This window comes from Alcaligenes sp. GW821-FHT11D07, assembly GCF_058808495.1.
This window is the reverse complement of the sequence record NZ_JBXART010000001.1, coordinates 917009-933479: the sequence shown is the minus strand read 5'-3', so window position 1 is coordinate 933479 and position 16471 is coordinate 917009. Positions and strand designations below refer to the sequence as shown.

13 protein-coding genes are annotated in these 16471 nt (G+C 56.9%); 5 read left to right on the top strand and 8 right to left on the bottom strand.

Annotated elements, in window-relative coordinates:
- Positions 1–3 precede the first annotated feature (3 nt).
- From AC1RSM_RS04270 to aceE, 6 genes are all read right to left on the bottom strand, one after another.
- A complete protein-coding gene (locus AC1RSM_RS04270) occupies positions 4–492 on the bottom strand; it encodes a CvpA family protein (RefSeq protein WP_492929795.1) in 489 nt (162 codons plus the stop codon).
- Complete coding sequence (locus tag AC1RSM_RS04265; RefSeq protein WP_492929793.1) at positions 489–1322, bottom strand: SPOR domain-containing protein; 834 nt, start codon at positions 1320–1322, stop codon at positions 489–491. Before AC1RSM_RS04265 ends, AC1RSM_RS04270 begins: the two co-directional genes overlap by 4 nt.
- Positions 1323–1360: 38 nt before the next feature.
- A complete protein-coding gene (gene folC, locus AC1RSM_RS04260; protein WP_492929791.1) occupies positions 1361–2752 on the bottom strand; it encodes a bifunctional tetrahydrofolate synthase/dihydrofolate synthase in 1392 nt (463 codons plus the stop codon).
- A gap of 90 nt (positions 2753–2842) precedes the next feature.
- Positions 2843–4636, bottom strand: a complete 1794-nt coding sequence (gene lpdA, locus AC1RSM_RS04255; RefSeq protein ID WP_492929789.1) for a dihydrolipoyl dehydrogenase — start codon at positions 4634–4636, stop codon at positions 2843–2845.
- A gap of 9 nt (positions 4637–4645) precedes the next feature.
- Positions 4646–6361, bottom strand: coding sequence for a dihydrolipoyllysine-residue acetyltransferase (gene aceF, locus AC1RSM_RS04250; RefSeq protein WP_492929787.1), 1716 nt, complete (start codon positions 6359–6361; stop codon positions 4646–4648).
- An 11-nt stretch (positions 6362–6372) separates the two neighbouring features.
- Positions 6373–9081 (bottom strand): pyruvate dehydrogenase (acetyl-transferring), homodimeric type, encoded by a 2709-nt coding sequence (gene aceE, locus AC1RSM_RS04245; RefSeq protein ID WP_492929785.1) that lies wholly within the window; start codon positions 9079–9081, stop codon positions 6373–6375.
- A 266-nt stretch (positions 9082–9347) separates the two neighbouring features.
- Here aceE and AC1RSM_RS04240 point away from each other — a divergent pair, with 266 nt between their 5' ends.
- The 5 genes from AC1RSM_RS04240 to AC1RSM_RS04220 are packed head-to-tail and all read left to right on the top strand — an operon-like array spanning position 9348 to position 15303.
- On the top strand, positions 9348–11105 hold the full coding sequence (locus tag AC1RSM_RS04240) for a PAS domain-containing sensor histidine kinase (RefSeq protein WP_492929783.1): 1758 nt from the start codon (positions 9348–9350) through the stop codon (positions 11103–11105).
- Complete coding sequence (locus AC1RSM_RS04235) at positions 11102–11725, top strand: response regulator transcription factor (protein WP_492929781.1); 624 nt, start codon at positions 11102–11104, stop codon at positions 11723–11725. The genes AC1RSM_RS04240 and AC1RSM_RS04235 overlap by 4 nt, the downstream gene beginning before the upstream one ends.
- A complete protein-coding gene (gene folD, locus AC1RSM_RS04230; protein ID WP_492929779.1) occupies positions 11726–12589 on the top strand; it encodes a bifunctional methylenetetrahydrofolate dehydrogenase/methenyltetrahydrofolate cyclohydrolase FolD in 864 nt (287 codons plus the stop codon). It abuts the gene before it with no gap.
- A gap of 14 nt (positions 12590–12603) precedes the next feature.
- Positions 12604–14676 (top strand): M3 family metallopeptidase, encoded by a 2073-nt coding sequence (locus AC1RSM_RS04225; RefSeq protein ID WP_492929777.1) that lies wholly within the window; start codon positions 12604–12606, stop codon positions 14674–14676.
- A 15-nt stretch (positions 14677–14691) separates the two neighbouring features.
- Positions 14692–15303, top strand: coding sequence for an SCO family protein (locus AC1RSM_RS04220; protein ID WP_492929775.1), 612 nt, complete (start codon positions 14692–14694; stop codon positions 15301–15303).
- On the opposite strand, the gene AC1RSM_RS04215 is transcribed toward AC1RSM_RS04220, so the two are convergent.
- The gene (locus tag AC1RSM_RS04215; RefSeq protein ID WP_492929773.1) at positions 15300–15761 is read right to left on the bottom strand and encodes a carboxymuconolactone decarboxylase family protein; all 462 of its coding nucleotides are present in this window, start codon (positions 15759–15761) and stop codon (positions 15300–15302) included. The genes AC1RSM_RS04220 and AC1RSM_RS04215 overlap by 4 nt on opposite strands.
- A 72-nt stretch (positions 15762–15833) precedes the next feature.
- Entirely contained in the window at positions 15834–16469 is a 636-nt protein-coding gene (locus AC1RSM_RS04210) for an FMN-dependent NADH-azoreductase (RefSeq protein ID WP_492929771.1), read from the bottom strand.
- Positions 16470–16471: the final 2 nt, after the last annotated feature.

The following is a 16471-nucleotide window of genomic DNA, read 5'->3' as shown; positions in this document are numbered from 1 at the left end:
TTCTCAATAAGGTAGCCATTCTGCCAAAGACGGCGGCAGCATGGCCTTAATCGACTGCACCGCGCGGATCGCAGGCTCGGCCAGCTTGGCCTGCTCCCACCACGGTTCTTTAGGTAAATCGGTATGCCCGGCCAATATCACCAGGATCAACACCAGCAACACCCCGCGAGCCAAGCCAAACAGGCCACCCAAGCCGTGATCGGCTGGTGTCAGACCTGTTTGCTCTATCAGACTGGCCAGCAGCATGTTCAATAAGCCCACCAGTAACAAGACCATAAAAAAAACGGCTCCGTAGGCCAAAGCCGTACGTAATAAGCCGTTTTCTATCCAGACTTGTATCCAGCCTGATGTGCGTGGCCCCCACCAGATTGCGGCCATGAAAGCCAACAAATAGGCGCTGAGCGAAAGAACTTCCTTGATCAATCCGCGTATCAGGCCCAGAAAGCCTGATACGCCCACAATTCCAAGGACGATATAGTCGAAGCTGCTCACTTAGCCGAGATAAAACTGTTCTCGTAGCCGAGCGAGCGCAAGCGGGCCTGGGCGGCCTGAGCCGCTTCACGGGTGGGGAATGGCCCCACACGCAAACGATAGGTTGCCTTGCCCCCGCTTTGTGCCGTTTCTACATAGGCATTGGTCACACCGGCCGATACCAGCTGATCGCGACGCGACTGAGCATCACTCTGGTTGGAATAGGCGACAATCTGCAAAATAAAGTTGCCTTGCTGTGCAGCAGGCTTGCTGGCGGCAGGAGCGGGTTTGTCCGGTACACGGCCTTCCAGCAACGCCAAAGCGTAGGAACCGTCGTCCGTACGGTTGCCTGGAGCCGGAGTAGTTGGCTTAGGCTTCTCAACAGGCTTGGGTTTTTCCACAGGCTTGGGAGTTTCTGGGCGGGTGGTCACAGGTGGCGGCGCTTCAGGGGTAGGCGTTGTCACATGCGCAGGGTCCGTTTCCAGACCTGGGTTGACCACAGCCAAACCACCATCCGTTGTGGATGGATCTGTCACCAAGGGTTCGTCAGGCTGCTCGATCGTGGGAGTAGGCGTGCCCTCTTGCACAATCAGCTCACCGGGGCGAGTTTGTGCCGAGCCTTGACCAGCATGTTGACCAATAGGCCCCAGCGCCAGTGATTGTTCCGGCTCGGGCGGCGTCTTGTCCGCGGTCAGCATGGGCACCAGCACGACAACAGCCAGCACCAGTGCCAATGCACCAATCAGACGGCGCCGAGCCCGTCCACGCAGTTCCGATAATTGTGAGTCGCTGGAACCGGTCGTCCGGCGACCCGACGATGAAGAAGTATCGTTACGTGAAAATAAACCCATGAGCCTCAGACCTATGAAATAAGCAGTCTTGCCGATATTCAGGAAGATGAACGGTCGTTTGCGGCTTCAAGAATCGGCCCTACCGTCGCAAACGAGCCAAACACAACAATTCTATCATTGTCACTGGCCTCTTTTAGCGCCGCCTGGTAAGCGAGCTGAGGACTGTTGTAACTGGATACGACGGCTGACGCTTTACTGACCGAAGCGCGTGCAACCGGCCGAACCCCTGGGCGATGCGCCGTGGATTCCGCTTCGGGAGCCAGAACATCATCAGGCGCCTCACCACGGGCCAAAACAGCACGCACATGCTCGGCCAGTTCTTCACCCGATAGGCTGCGTGGCCCGTCCAGGCTGGCGCACATCCAATGGTCAATCCGAGTCGCCATACGAGCAATGACCCCATCGACGTCCTTGTCCTTGTACATGCCAACGACGGCAATCGTCTTGGGATAAGACGGCATATTATCCAGATTCTGCGCCAAGGCAGCCGCCGCATGCGGATTGTGAGCCACATCAAAAATCACGCAAGGCAGACCGGGCTGGATCTGGAAACGACCTGGCATTTGAGCACGCAATAAACCTGCGCGCACCGCCTGGGCAGGCACTGCCAGACGCGGATGCAGGGACTCCAGGGCGGCCAGTGCCGCAGAGGCATTCAACAATTGATTCGCACCGCGCAGGGCCGGGTAGGCCAATGCCGCACGGCGTTGATTGCGGCCACCATAGGCCCATTGCTGACGGTCGCCCGAGTAGTTGAAATCTTTACCAAACAGCCACAGCTGGGCGCCAATTTCTTCAGCGTAATCCAGCATGGTTTGCGGAGGCACCGGATCAGCACAGATGGCAGGACGATCGGCACGAAAAATATGGGCTTTTTCCCAGGCGACTTGCTCGCGGGTATTGCCCAGGTATTCAGCGTGGTCAATATCGATGCTGGTAATGACGGAGCAATCGGCGTCAATGATGTTGACGGCATCCAGTCGGCCACCCAGGCCCACTTCCAGCACGGCCACATCCACCCGCTGTTCCTGGAACAGCAACAAAGCGGCCAATGTGGAGAACTCAAAGTAGGTCAGAGTCAGATCGCCACGTGCTTCGTTGATGCGCGCAAACTGGGCCGTGATCTGGGCGTCGTCTGCCATTTCGCCATTTAGACGAATGCGTTCGTTGTAGCGCACCAGATGCGGCGACGCGTACACGCCCACTTTATAGGCGGCCGCCAGCAAGATGGCCTCCAACATGGCGCAGGTTGAGCCCTTGCCATTAGTGCCGCCCACCGTAATGACGACGGAATCCAGTTTCAACTCAAGGCGTTGAGCCACCTCACGAATCCGTCCCAGGCCCATATCAATCGCCGAAGGATGCAAAGTTTCCAAATAGGATAGCCAGTCACTCAGCGCGGAGTCGGCCTTCAGTACAGGATTCGTCATGACAATACCAATTACAAAAAAAAACGGCAGGCGCTGATGATAGCACCTGCCGTGGTCCAGTACGCCTTAACTATCAGGCCGACACTGGTATTACTTGCGGCGCGCTGGAGGCAAGTCCGTGCACGTCCCTTCTGCGACAGCGGCGGCTTTACCAACCGATTCGCACAAGGTGGGGTGCGGGTGGATGGATTTGGCCAGATCAACGGGATCTACGCCCATCTCAATAGCCAGAACCAGCTCACCGATCAGCTCACCTGCATTAGTACCGACGATACCGCCACCCACGATACGGTGGGTTTCAGCATCAAACAGCACTTTGGTGAAGCCTTCATCGCGGTTATTCGCAATGGCACGACCCGATGCTGCCCACGGGAACACGCCCTTCTCCACCTTGATCCCGTCTTTCTTGGCCTGATCTTCGGTCAGACCCACCCAGGCGATTTCCGGATCGGTGTAAGCCACCGAAGGAATCACGCGAGCATCAAAGAAGGACTTCTGGCCGGCAATAACTTCAGCTGCCACGTGTGCCTCGTGCTCGGCCTTATGCGCCAGCATGGGCTGACCCACAATGTCGCCAATCGCGTAGATATTGGGCACGTTGGTACGCTGCTGCTGATCGACAGGGATAAAGCCACGGTCCGTGACTTGTACGCCTGCTTTTTCAGCACCAATTTTCTTGCCATTGGGCGAGCGGCCTACGGCTTGCAGAACCAGGTCGTAGCGCTGTGGCTCGGCCGGAGCGTTCTTGCCTTCGAAGGTCACCCAGATGCCGTCTTCGCGCGCTTCTGCCGCCACGGTGCTGGTTTCCAGCATCATGTGGTCAAAGCGATGCTTGTTCATCTTCTCCCACACCTTGACCACGTCGCGGTCTGCACCTGGCATCAAGCCCGTTTGCATTTCAACCACGTCCAGGCGGGCGCCCAGAGCCGAGTACACCGTACCCATTTCCAGACCGATGATGCCACCACCCACAATCAGCATGCGCTTGGGCACAGACTTCAGTTCCAGCGCGCCGGTGGAGTCCACCACGCGTGGATCGTCAGGCAAGAATGGCAGTTTTACCGACTGGCTGCCGGCCGCAATAATGGCCGAACCAAACTTGATGACTTTCTTGGTGCCGTCATTGGCGGTCACTTCGATGTGATTAGGGTCCAGGAACTGGCCGTTGCCGACCACAACCTGTACCTTGCGGCCTTTTGCCATGCCCGCCAGACCACCGGTCAATTTGCCGATGACCTTGTTCTTGTAGTCACGCAGCGCATCAATATCAATTTCGGCTTCGCCAAACTTGATGCCGTGGGTGGCCAGGGATTTGGCTTCCTCGTAGACCGCCACGGTATGCAGCAAGGCCTTGGAAGGAATACAACCCACGTTCAGACACACACCGCCCAGGGTGCTGTAGCGCTCGACCAGAGCCACTTTCAGGCCCAGGTCAGCAGCACGGAAGGCTGCGTTGTAGCCGCCTGGGCCAGCGCCCAGAACCACGACATCCACGGCATCATCCGAGCCACCCTGGTGGCTGGCAGCCTGGGGAGCAGGCGCAGCAGCTGGAGCGGGTGCCGGAGCCGTTGCAGCAGCCGCAGGAGCGGCAGCTTTAGGAGCTTCCTCCTGCTTGGCAGGCGCAGCGGCCGGGGCGGACTTGCCTTCAGCCGCTTCAATCTTGGCAATGGGCGAACCCTGGGAGACTTTGTCACCCACTTTGACCAGCAACTCCTTGATCACCCCTGCCTGTGCGGCAGGGATTTCCATGGAGGCCTTATCGGACTCCACAGTAATCAGGCTTTGTTCGACTTCGACTGTGTCGCCAACTTGCACGAGCACTTCGATAACATCGACCTCGCCGGTGTCACCAATATCCGGGACCGTCAGATCAATCAGACTCATGGCAACTCCTTACAGTGCGATGCGGCGAAAGTCAGCCAACATCGTTGCCAGGAAGGCATTGAAGCGGGCTGCGGAAGCACCGTCAATGACGCGGTGATCGTAGGACAAAGACAAAGGCAGCATCAAACGCGGCTCAAATTCCTTGCCATTCCATACGGGCTGCATGGAGGAACGTGACAGACCCAAAATGGCCACTTCTGGCGCATTGATGATGGGTGTGAAGTCCGTACCGCCAATACCGCCCAGCGAGGAAATCGTAAAGCAACCACCTTGCATTTGAGCAGCGCTCAACTTGCCATCACGGGCAGCAGCGGCCAGCTCGCCCGTTTCGCGGGCGATATCCAGAATGCCTTTCTTGTCGGCATCACGGATGACCGGCACGACCAGGCCATTAGGCGTATCAGCAGCAAAACCGATGTGGTAGTACTGTTTGAGCACCAGATTGTCGCCGTCCAGCGAGGCATTGAACTCGGGGAATTTCTTCAAGGCAGCCACTGCCGCTTTGATGACAAAAGCCAGCATGGTGACGCGAGCGCCGGACTTCTTGTACTCCTCGTTCAGTTCCTTGCGCAGTGCTTCCAAGGACGTGATGTCGGCTACATCGTTATTGGTGACATGAGGAATCATGACCCAGTTGCGATGCAGGTTAGCGCCGGAGATCTTCTTGATGCGCGACAAGGCCTTGGTTTCGACCGCGCCGAACTTGGCAAAGTCCACCTTGGGCCAGGCCAGTACATCCAGACCACCCACTTGCGCAGCCGTACCTGCTGCCGTGATCGGAGCCGCACCGCCTGCCAGAGCTTGTTTCACAAAGCCGCGGACGTCATCAGCCGTAATACGGCCTTTCTCACCCGAGCCGTAGACCTTGCTCAGGTCCACACCCAGTTCACGAGCAAACTTGCGAACGCTAGGCGAGGCGTGGGGCAGATTGCGCAAGGTAGCGTCAGCCTGGGCAAAGGCAGCCGTAGGCGAAACACGTTCAGGAGCAGGAGCACCCGCCCCCACCACCACAGACGAGGAGGCAGAGGCAGCAGGAGCCGCTTCCTTGGCAGGCTCAGCCTTGGCGGCAGGAGCCTCTTCCGCTTTCGCAGGGGCAGCCGCAGAAGCCGAACCTTGAACGGTCAGTTCCAGAATATCGCTGCCCTGGCTGACCTTGTCACCCAGCTTGACCTTGATGGCCGTTACCACACCCGAGTGCGAAGACGGCACTTCCATCGAAGCCTTGTCAGACTCAACGGTAATCAGGCTCTGCTCTACTTCAACCGTGTCACCGACCTGAACCATGATTTCGATGACGTCCACATCACGGGCGTCGCCAATATCAGGCACTTGTACCGTTACTTGTTGCTCGCCACCGGCGGGCGCTGCCGCCGCGGCGGCAGGGGCTGGAGCAGGAGCGGCTTCCTTGGCAGGCTCGGCCTTGGCAGCCGGAGCCGCCTCAGCCTTGGCAGGTTCTTCTGCTGCCGGCGCAGCTTGTGCGGCGTCAGCAGCTTCCAGTTCCAGCACCAGGCTGCCTTCTTTGACCTTGTCACCCAGCTTGACCTTGATCGACTTGACCACGCCAGCAGCGGACGACGGGATTTCCATGGAGGCCTTGTCGGACTCCACAGTAATCAAACTTTGCTCGACCTCGATGGTCTCGCCTTCTTTGACCAAGATTTCGATCACTTCGACTGCGTCGTCGGCACCGATATCCGGGATTTTGACTTGAATGATATTGCTCATGGTTCAGTCCCTTATGCGTGGTGCGGGTTAGCCTTGGAAGGATTGATGCCGTACTTGGCAATCGCTTCGGACGCTTTGCTGAACGGGATCTTGCCTTCTTCAGCCAGGGCGCGCAAAGCGGCCAGCACCACAAAGTGACGATCAACCTCGAAGTGCTCGCGCAGCTTGAAGCGGAAGTCGGAACGGCCAAAACCATCAGTGCCCAGCACTTTGAAGGTGCGATCCTTCGGTACGAACGGACGAATCTGGTCGCCAAAGGCCTTGATGTAGTCGGTAGAGACCACGATAGGACCTTCTGTTTTTTGCAGCTGTGTGGTCACGTACGGTACAGGCAGATCTTTGCCTTCCGGATTGAGCAGCGCAGCACGCTCGCAATCCAGACCATCACGACGCAATTCGGTAAAGCTGGTGACGCTCCAGACGTCCGAGCCAATGCCCCAGTCTTTTTCCAGCAAATCTTGTGCGGCAATGACTTCGCGCAAGATTGTGCCCGAACCCATCAGCTGAACACGCAGCTTGCTGTCTTTGGCAACAGACTTGAACTTGTACATACCGCGCAAGATGCCGTCTTCGTCGCCTTCAACCAGACCGGGCTGAGCGTAGTTCTCGTTCATCAGGGTGACGTAGTAGTACACGTCTTCCTGGTCCTGAACCATGCGCTTCAGACCGTGCTGCATGATGACAGCCACTTCGTGCGAGAAGGTGGGGTCGTAGGACACGCAGTTAGGAATCAGCGAGGACTGAATATGGCTGTGGCCATCTTCGTGCTGCAAACCTTCACCGTTCAGCGTGGTGCGACCGGCAGTACCGCCCAGCACAAAACCACGTGCCTTCATGTCACCCGCAGCCCAAGCCAGATCGCCAAAGCGCTGGAAGCCGAACATGGAGTAGTAAATGAAGAACGGGATCATGATGCGGTTGCTGTTGGAGTACGACGTTGCTGCCGCAATCCAGGAGCTGAATGCACCTTGTTCGTTAATACCTTCCTGCAACAACTGACCATTGGCCGTTTCGCGGTAGTACATCACCTGATCTTTATCGACCGGGGTGTATTTCTGGCCTTCTGGTGCGTAAATACCGATCTGACGGAACAGACCTTCCATACCAAAGGTACGGGATTCGTCGGCCAGGATAGGTACAGCACGAGGGCCCACCTGCTTATCGCGCAGCAAGGTGTTAAAGAAGCGTACAAAGGCTTGAGTGGTGGAAATTTCACGGCCTTCGGCAGTGGCTTCCAGCATAGGCTTGAACGCGTCCAGAGTTGGTACGGTCAGCTGTTCATCGGCCTTGTTGCGACGCTTGGGCAGGTAGCCACCCAGTGCCTGACGGCGTGCGTGCAGGTACTGCATTTCTGGCGAATCATCGGCAGGCTTAAAGTAAGGCAGCTCTTCCAACTTGTCGTCAGGAACAGGAATATTGAAACGGTCGCGGAACTCGCGCACAGCGTCCAGATCCAGGCTCTTTTGCTGGTGCGAAGGGTTCTTGGCCTGACCCACGTGACCCATGCCGTAACCCTTGATGGTTTTGGCCAGGATGACAGTCGGTTGACCTTCATGCTTGCTGGCGGAATCAAAAGCAGCGTAAACCTTGTGTGGATCGTGACCACCACGGTTCAGGCGCCAGATGTCTTCGTCGCTCATGCGGCTGACCATTTCCAGCAGCTTGGGGTGCTTGCCAAAGAAATGTTCGCGCACGTAAGCGCCATCATTGGCTTTGTAGGCCTGGTATTCACCGTCCACGGTGTCTTCCATGACCTTGCGCAAGATGCCTTCTTTATCGCGGGCCAACAAGGGGTCCCAGTAACCGCCCCAGATCAGCTTGAGCACGTTCCAGCCAGCACCACGGAAGGTGCCTTCCAGTTCCTGAATGATCTTGCCGTTACCGCGCACAGGACCGTCCAAGCGCTGCAAGTTACAGTTCACGATGAAAATCAGGTTATCCAGTTTTTCACGTGCGGCCAGACCAATCGCGCCCAAGGATTCGGGTTCATCCATCTCGCCGTCGCCCAGGAACACCCAGACTTTACGGCCGCTGGTATCGGCAATGCCACGGGCATGCAGGTACTTCAGGAAGCGGGCTTGGTAGATCGCCATCAATGGGCCCAGGCCCATGGACACGGTGGGGAACTGCCAGAATTCAGGCATCAACTTGGGATGCGGGTAGGATGGCAAGCCTTTGCCGTCAACTTCCTGACGGAAGTTGTTCAGCTGCTCTTCGGAAATACGGCCTTCCATGAAGGCGCGGGCGTAAATACCGGGCGAGGAGTGGCCCTGGAAAAAGACCATATCGCCGCCGCGATCTTCAGTCTCGGCATGCCAGAAGTGGTTCTGACCGCAACCGATCATGGTTGCCAGCGAGGCAAACGAAGCAATGTGGCCGCCCAAACCGCCGCCATCAGGAGGCGTTTCACGGTTGGCGCGCACGACCATGGCCATCGCGTTCCAGCGAATATAGGAGCGAATGCGCTCTTCCAGTACCAGGTTGCCGGGGTGAGCCGGTTCCAAACCAGGAGGAATTGTGTTCTCGTAAGCCGTGTTGGGCGAAAACGGGATATGGGCACCGGAGCGACGGGCCAGATCAATCAGTTTTTCAATCAGATCATGGGCGCGGGCCGGGCCTTCACGGTCCACTACCGCTTCCAGGGCGTCTAGCCACTCTTTTGTTTCTAGGGCTTGGTCTTGACTGACCTGAGCCGAACTATTGTCTTGGGTTGAGGACATATAGTGTCTCCATATATGTGGTAGTAGTCCGGTCTTGCTCGACGCTGAGCCGCCCATCTATAAGAAGTAAAGCGATCCTGACCGAAGCGGGTATTGCGGACTGTGAGCGTTCATGGCGGGGTACGCCTGTACCAGCTCATTCTAGGAAAGAACACACAAACGCTCAAGCAAAATTTCATTTTATGGTATGTGTTTTCATAATATGAAATATCACTAAAAAAAATAGCCCTACATTACAATTCAGCCATATTCCTATTCTTGCTGTCATGGCCACTCATTCTAAAAAGTCTCTGATCCCCTCCACCTTTTATGACCAGGCCAAACAGAATCGCCGCGGATTCTATTGGTTAACGCCGGTTGTGGTGCTGTTTCTCTACCTGTGCGTCATGGGGGTATTCCTGTGGCTGCAGCGGCTACAAAACGATAGCGTCATGTTTGTGACCATCGATCAGGAAACGCGCCAGCAACGCCTGATGATGGTGATTCTGGCACTCTCTTTGGTCATTGTGGTGAGTCTCCTGGCGCTTTGGCGCTACACCCGTTTTCGCACCCATGCCGAGGCGGCCCAATCAGCAGAAACCGGCTTTAGACGTGCCATGGAAAACTCCATGTCCACCGGTATGCGCGTTTTTGATATGCAAGGCCGCATCGCTTATGTAAACCCGGCTTTCTGTAGGATGATCGGCTGGAACGAAGCCGATCTGGTGGGTCGTACCGCCCCCTTCCCGTATTGGTTACCGGGGCGCCACCAGCAGCACCAGGAAACCCTGGATCTTTTGCTCTCGGGTCGCACACCCAGCAGTGGTCTGGAAGTCGAAGCCCAGCGCCGTGACGGCTCTCGCTTCACCGCCCGTATGTATGTCTCGCCACTGCGCGCGCCCAATGGCGAGCAAATTGGCTGGATGACCTCCATGACAGACATCACCGAGCCCAAACGAATTCGCGAAGCGCTGACAGCCGCTCACGAGCGTTTCATGACAGTGCTGGAAGGTCTGGACGATGCCATTTCTGTGGTCGCCGACACCTCGGACGGTCTGGAGTTGCTGTTTGCCAACCGTACTTACCGCCGCTTTTTCGGTGCCCAGTCCAATGGTCATGCCGAACTTCTGGGTGGTCGCTTAGGTCGCTTTACAGACGAAACAGTGGAAATTTATTCCGAATCCGCCGCCCGCTGGTTTGAGGTGCATCACCGCATGTTGGCCTGGACGGATGGACGACGCGTGCGCCTGCAAGTGGCCCGTGATATCACCGACCGCCGCAAGCACGAAGAAGCTTCTCGTATTCAGCAAGAAAAAGTGCAGCTGACCAGCCGTCTGACCACCATGGGTGAAATGGCCTCCTCGCTGGCGCATGAACTGAACCAGCCCCTGACGGCCATCAATAACTACAGCATGGGTGCCGTGGCCATGCTGAAATCTGGCCGCTATCAGCCTGAAACCCTGCTGGCCGCGTTGGAAAAAGCCGCCCAGCAAGCGGAGCGCGCGGGCAAGATCATCAGCCGTATTCGTGAGTTCGTGAAACGTAGCGAGCCGCGCCGCCAGCGTGTTAAGGTCATGCGCATTGTGGAAAACGCGGTCGGATTCGCCGAAATCGACGCCCGCAAGCGCCAGATCGAGATAGAACTGAGCATTCCCGATCCCGTACCCGATGTCATTGCCGACCCCATTCTCATAGAACAGGTATTATTGAACCTGCTCAAAAATGGGATCGAAGCCATGGAACACAGCGAGCATCATGTGCTCCAATTGGTGATCACCCAACAAGAATCGCTTTTAGAGATGGCGGTCATCGATCGCGGTCATGGTCTTAAAGACCCTGAACGTCTGTTTGAACCGTTTTACAGCACCAAGTCCGAAGGCCTTGGGATGGGCCTGAATATCTGTCGCACAATTATTGAATCGCATCACGGCCGCCTGTGGGCAGTCGGCAATCCAGAGGGTGGAACGATTTTCCGTTTCAGTCTACCTTGTGCGGCACCCGATGTAGCGGACACCCTTGATAACAAACTGGAGATACCCGAATGACCAGCCCGCAAATGCCATGCACCATTTACGTAGTCGATGACGACGAAGCCGTACGGGACTCCTTGCGCTGGCTACTGGAAGCCAACGGCTACCGGGTCCGCTGCTTTGCCTCGGGCGAAGAGTTCTTGGGCGGCTATGATCCGGCCCAGGTTGCCGTCCTGATTGTGGACGTGCGTATGCCCGGCATGAGCGGACTGGAGCTTCAAGAAGCCCTGATCGCTCGTAAATCCTCGATCCCCATTGTGTTCATCACCGGCCACGGCGACGTTCCTATGGCCGTGAGCACCATGAAAAAAGGCGCGATCGACTTCCTGGAAAAGCCCTTTAACGAAGCCGACCTGCGCACCATTGTGGGCCGCATGATCGAGCAGGCTACCGCACGTGCTTCGCAAGCACAGGCACAAAAAGATCAACAAGAAGTCCTGGGCCGCCTGACCGCGCGCGAGCAGCAAGTGCTGGAGCGCATCGTGGCTGGCCGCCTGAACAAGCAAATTGCCGGGGACTTGAATATCAGCATTAAAACTGTCGAAGCGCATCGCGCCAATATCATGGAAAAACTGGAAGTTACTACGGTTGCCGATCTCATGAAAATCGCCCTCACCAAGTCCGAGGACGCGTAAATGAGTGCTCGTATCATTGATGGAAAACAGCTGTCCACACAAATCAAGGCAGAAGTTGCCCAACGTGTTGCAGCTTTGAAGCAAACACATGACCTGCAAGCCGGTCTGACGGTGGTGTTGGTGGGGGAAGACCCCGCCTCCCAGGTCTATGTGCGTAACAAAGGGCTGGCCTGTGAAGCCGCCGGCCTGAAATCCGAAATTATCCGCCTGCCGGCCGATACCACGGAAACCAAGTTGCTGGCCTTGATCACCCGCCTGAATCAGGACAGCTCGGTACACGGTATTTTGGTGCAATTGCCCCTGCCCGCCCATTTGGACGAGCACAAGGTTATTGAAACCATTGCCCCCCATAAAGATGTGGACGGTTTTCACGTCAGCAATGCGGGCATGCTCATGACCGGCAAGCCGCTGTTTGCCCCTTGTACGCCCTATGGCGTCATGAAGATGCTGGAATCTGAAAACGTGAATCTGCGCGGTGCAGAAGCCGTGGTGGTGGGTGCCAGCAATATCGTGGGCAAACCCATGGCCATGCTCTTGCTGGCAGCCGGGGCTACTGTCACGTTGTGCAACTCCAAGACACGCGACCTGGCCGCTCAAACCCGCCGCGCCGATGTCTTGGTAGCTGCGGTTGGCCGTCCCGGGATCATTACCGGCGATATGGTCAAGCCCGGCGCCGTCGTGATTGACGTTGGCATCAACCGAGGTGCAGACGGCAAGCTGTGCGGTGACGTGGACTTTGCCAGTGCCAGCGAAGTGGCCTCGGCCATTACCCCCGTACCGGGTGGCGTTGGCCCCATGACTATTGCCATGCTGCTGGTCAACACCTTGGAAGCGGCCGAACGTTCGGCCAATATCAGTCTTTAATTAATTAACGGTTTATGACGACAAATCCCTTACTGGTTCCTATCGACAGCCTTATTGACTACCCCGCCATCCAGCCTGAGCACATCGAGCAGGCGGTGGATCATCTGTTGGCCTTGGCCCGCCAAGCCGTAGACACAGTCTCCAACGACGATAGCGAACCCAGCTGGGACAACATCGTCGAGCCCATCACGGACGCCACCGAGACCTTGTATCGCGCCTGGTCGGTGGCCGGTCACCTGAACTCGGTCATCAATACGCCGGAACTGCGCACGGTCTACAACCAGTGCCTGCCGCGCATGAGCGAGTTCTCTACCTGGGTGGGCCTGAACCGTGCTTTGTTTTTGCGTTATCAGGCACTGGCCGACAGCCCGGCCTTTGCCGCCCTGACGCCCCAGCGTCAACGCATCGTTACCCTGGCCCTTCGCGATTTCCGCTTGAGCGGCGTGCAACTGGAAGGTCAGGCGCGTGAAGACTACGCCCGTATTTCCGACGAACTGGCACAGACCTCGCAACAGTTCTCTGAGCATGTCCTGGACGCCATTGACCAATGGCACTACTTGGTCACCGATCAGTCCGAACTGGACGGTGTGCCGGATGACGTCTTGGCCGCTGCCCAACGTGCCGCCCAAGAGAATGATCAAGAAGGCTGGCGTTTGACGCTGAAAATGCCTTGCTATTTGCCCGTCATGCAGTACGCCCGCAACCAGACCTTGCGCGAGCTAATGTACCGGGCGTACACCACCATTGCCTCCGATCAGGGCGATACCCAATACGATAACTCCCAGGCAATCGAAACCTTGCTGGACCTGCGTGCCCAGGAAGCCAGCCTGCTGGGTTTTGCCAGCTACGCTCATATGCGTCTGGAAACCCGCATGGCGGACACGCCTGAGGAGGTCATGAGCTTTTTGCGTGACCTGGCCGCTAAAGCCCGCCCTTACGCCCGTCAGGATCTGGACGAACTGCAGGCCTTTGCCCAAAAAGAACTGGGCCTGGATACCCTTCAAGCCTGGGATGTTCCCTTCAGTGCCGAGCGCCTGCGCGAACAGCGCTACGCGTACTCGGAAGACGAAATCAAGCAGTACTTCACCGAACCCGCCGTTCTTAATGGCCTGTTCAAAGTGATCCAGCGCCTGTTTGACGTGACCCTACGTCCCGCCGACGTGCCTGCCTGGCACCCTGCTGTCCGCCCGTTTGAGGTGATCGCCTCCGACGGCAAGGTATTAGGCTATCTGTATATGGACCTGCATGCCCGCCAAGGCAAGCAAGGCGGTGCCTGGGTTGATAGCGAACGCAGCCGCCGCCGTCTGGGCGAGGATCTGTGTCTGCCTATCGCCTATCTGGTGTGCAACTTTGCCGAGCCCCAGGCAGATCGCCCCGCCCTGCTCACGCATGACGATGTGATCACCTTGTTCCACGAGTCCGGCCATGCTCTGCATACCTTGCTCTCCCGTGTGGACGACCCTGCCGCTTCCGCCTTTGCGGCGGTGGAATGGGACGCGATTGAGCTGCCTTCGCAGTTCATGGAAAACTTCTGCTGGGAATGGCCCGTCGTACAAATGCTGACCGCTCATGTAGAAACCGGCGAGCATCTGCCTCGTGCGCTCTACAACAAGCTGAACCTCGCTCGCAATTTCCAAAGCGGCATGCAAATGGTGCGTCAGCTGGAGTTTTCCTTGTTCGACATGCTGATTCACTCGCGAGATAGCGGGCTGAGCATTGATGCCGTCATGGAAATTCTGGATCAGGTACGCCAAGAAGTGGCGGTTCTGTTCCCGCCCGAGTGGCACCGCTTCCCGCATCAGTTCTCGCACCTGTTTGCAGGTGGCTACGGCGCGGGCTATTACAGCTACAAATGGGCTGAAGTGCTGTCTGCCGATGCGTACTCAGCCTTTGAGGAAAAAGCCTATACCCATTCCGATGGGGCGCGTGATACGCTCGACAGCAATACGGGTCATCGCTTCTGGCGCGAAATTCTGTCTGTAGGTGGCGAGCGCTCTGCTGCTGATTCCTTCCGCGCCTTCCGAGGCCGTGACCCTTCCATTACCGCCCTGCTCCGTCACAGCGGGCTCACTCCAGAGCCTGCCTAAACCCAGAGGACGTCTATGACACCCCGCCCAGTGAAGTCCATTCTTGTCTTGTTAAAACAGTTTGGCCTGACACTGGTGCTGGGCTTGTTCATGTTAGGCAGCGCCACCGCTGCCAATCTGCACCCGGTACGCGGCTTTCTGCCCGACCTGCGCTTTTCCCTGCAAGCCGCTGGCCCCAAAACCCTTACTCAAGACGACTTCAAAGACAAGGTAGTAATGCTGTTCTTTGGATACGCCAGTTGCCCGGACATTTGCCCCACGACTTTGGCTCAGCTGGGCGCTGTGATGGACGAACTGGGGGATGATGCCGAGCAAGTGCGCATCATCTTTGTCAGTGTCGATCCGCATCGCGACACCCCGGATTCGCTGGCCCGTTACGTGGCTGCCTTTGACGGCAAAAACACGACTGGACTGACGGGCTCGGAAAAGCAGATCGCCAATTTAGCGCGCCGCTACCGTGTGGCGTATCAGATTGAAAAACCCGATCCCAAGGCCCCGGAGAACTACGAGGTCGCCCACAGTCGCGGCGTCTACATCTTTGATCAGCAAGGCAAGGCGCGCTATCTCGCCCCCGACACCGAGTCGGTAGAAGTCCTAGCGGACGGTGTTCGCAGTTTGCTGCCCTAAGCCTGCTGCTCTTTGACCGCTTGAGGCGGATTTCTGAAGCTGATTGCCAGACGGTTATAGGTATTCATCAGCCCAATAGCGATCGTCAAATCCACCAATTCCTTTTCGCTAAACACCTTGCGTGCCGCCTGATAATCCTGATCAGGCACACCGGTCTGGGCCACATTCGTCACACTTTCAGCCCAGGCAAGACCGGCACGCTCACGCTCGCTAAAGAGTGAACCGGCTTCAGCCCACGCTTGAAGCAGGGCCAGTTTCTCGACTTTCACCCCATGCTTCAGAAGATCACGAGTGTGCATGTCCAGACAATAGGCACAATTATTGATCTGCGAGACACGCAGAAAAATCAACTCCACAAACTGGGTATCCAAGCCACACTGCAGCACGTAGGCATAAACCGAGCCCAGGCTTTTAGTTCCAGCGGGTGCAGCCTGTGCATAGTCAATTCGTTGGGTCATATTTTGCTCCCTGAGTAAATAAGATGGGGTGTCCTGCTAATTGGCCACAAAGGCATGGAACCACAGCGCGATTCAAGAAACAGCTCCTTCCTTGAGCGACCGCTTCAGAAAATGCTCGGCAATCTGGGCCTGCGCCTCCTGTCTGGCTTGCTCCAGCAGAGGACCGCCCTTGGCACTGCCCTGCACCGAAAAGAAGGTGATGTGTTGAAATCCAATAGTAGCGAGTACCGCTTCCAAATAAGGTGTCAAAAAATCTGGCTGATGCGCCTGTGGGCCCGAAAACACGGCGCCTGACGATACTGCTACGAAAAAGGGACGATCCACTAACTTCCCAATTTTCCCGGCTGGCGTTGCACTGAAGGTATGGCGAATCCGCACAACATGATCTATCCAGGCTTTTAAGGCAGATGGAACGGTGTAATTATGCATGGGCGTGGCAATGACCACATAATCCGCTTCGGACAAGCTCCGGATCAACTCATCGGACCGCCCTAAAGAAGTCCCGTCATAGTCGTCTGGATCGCAAGGCCCGCCCAAAGCGCTGGCATAGGGCGCATCCACATGCGAGAGACGGTTCGCGTCAATTTCCAGGATTTCTGTGCCAAGCGCAGCGTCGGCTTTTGACAGGGCCTGCACGATGAACTGCGACAAGCGAAAGCTTTCCGAGTCCACACCATTTGGGCTACAAGCCAATCGAAGAATAGTCACGA